Source organism: Bacillus thermozeamaize (assembly GCA_002159075.1).
Lineage (GTDB): Bacteria > Bacillota > Bacilli > ZCTH02-B2 > ZCTH02-B2 > Bacillus_BB > Bacillus_BB thermozeamaize.
The window spans coordinates 1-1,811 of record LZRT01000035.1 but is presented as its reverse complement, the minus strand read 5'-3'; the positions used below and the strand labels follow the sequence as shown (position 1 = coordinate 1,811).

Sequence of the window (1,811 nt, the reverse complement as noted above, 5' to 3'; positions counted from 1 at the left end):
ATTTATTAATTTTAACTTTTAAAATAGCTAAATATCGGTTATAATATAGGCATGTACATACGGCGAGTCACACGCAAAAACAAAGATGGAACGACCGTGGCGTATCTTCAGCTTGCTCATAACGAATGGGATCCGAAGGCCAAATATGCGAAAGCGAAGGTGATTTATTCGTTTGGGCGCGAAGATGAGGTGGATCGCGCCGTCTTGGAGCGTCTGGCCAAAAGCATTTCGCGATTCCTTTCTCCTGAGCAGGTTTGGGAAGTCGAGACGTCGACAGGAGAAGTGTCCGATGACTTTCGGTTTCAATCAAGCAAACGCCTCGGCGGCGTTTGGCTCTTGGATCAGCTCTGGAGACAACTAGGATTGGGAGAGATTCTCAACTCCCTGTTTGCTTCCCGGCATCACCAGATCCCGTTGGAACGGCTTATTTTTGCCATGGTGGCGAATCGCGCCCTTCATCCGTCAAGCAAGTTGGCAATGGAGGAGTGGGTAGAGAAAGACGTGCATATCCCCCATCTTCCCCAAGCCGCCAGCCATCAGTTGTACCGGGCGATGGATGAGCTGCTGGCCGTGCAGCCGGAATTGGAGCGCCAAGTGTTCCATGCCGTGGCCGATTTATTGAACTTGGGAGTCGACCTGATTTACTTTGATACGACTTCGTCGTACTTCGAAGTGGATCCCTCTGAAACACCGGAAGGGGAATCGCTTCGAAAGCAGGGGTTTTCCAAAGATAAGCGTCCCGATTTAGTCCAAATCGTCATTGGACTGGCCGTCACTCGGGAAGGAATCCCCATTCGCGCTTGGGTATGGCCCGGCAATACAATGGACATGACGGTCATTAAACAGGTGAAACAAGACTTGATCGGCTGGAAACTTGGGCGTGTCATCAGCGTGATGGACCGCGGGTTTTCGTCTGAAGAGAATTTGCGGATCCTGCAACAGGCCGGAGGACACTACATTGTCGGCGAAAAAATGCGGTCCGGCAAAGCTGCCGTCGAAGAGGCCTTAAGCCGTCGCGGGCGTTACCAACAAGTTCGGGAGAACTTGCATATCAAAGCAATCATCGTGGGCGACGGGGAAGCGCGTCAGCGCTATATTCTCGCGTACAATCCCAGCGAAGCCGAGCGTGAGCGCAAGGAACGGGAAAAGCTGCTCGAATCGTTGAAAGAGGAGTTGGAAGGGCTTCGCCAGCTTCCCAACGAAGTCCATCATAAGGCCACCTGCCGGCTGCGTTCCCATCCGTCCTACGGAAAATACTTGCGCCAATTGAAAGATGGAACGCTTCGCATCGACAAGCAGGCGGTTCGTGAAGCGGAAAAGTACGATGGCAAATATCTCATTCGAACATCCGATGACACCTTGTCTGCCGAGGATGTCGCGCTCGGGTATAAGCAGTTGGTGGATATCGAGCAGGCCTTTCGGACGTTGAAATCGACACTCGAGCTGCGTCCCATGTATCATCGCCTAGAAGACCGCATTCGGGCGCATGTGCTGCTCAGTTGGCTGGCTCTCTTGCTGGTCCGGATCGTGGAGATCCGAACTCATGAATCGTGGCCAAAAGTAAGAGACGAATGTGAGCGTCTCATGCTTGGACATTTTTCTTCAAAAAACGGCGACCTGTATCAACGGACCGAACTGACAGCCAAACAAGCGCAACTCTTTGCGGCTCTAGGACTGGAGCCTCCTCCGAAGATTCTAGGCATCCATCCTCGCACCTAGATACACGCCTGAAGTATGCCCAAATGCCTCTCGTCCCTTTTGTATCAAGGGATCAGAGGCATTTTGTTTGCCTAGTCGCTGTCGAACTCGGG

General features: G+C 52.2%; 1 protein-coding gene. It reads left to right on the top strand.

Annotation, left to right across the window (positions count from 1 at the left end; all coding sequences use genetic code 11):
- Positions 1-51 precede the first annotated feature (51 nt).
- Complete coding sequence (locus BAA01_12350) at positions 52-1,719, top strand: transposase (protein OUM89783.1); 1,668 nt, start codon at positions 52-54, stop codon at positions 1,717-1,719.
- Positions 1,720-1,811: the final 92 nt, after the last annotated feature.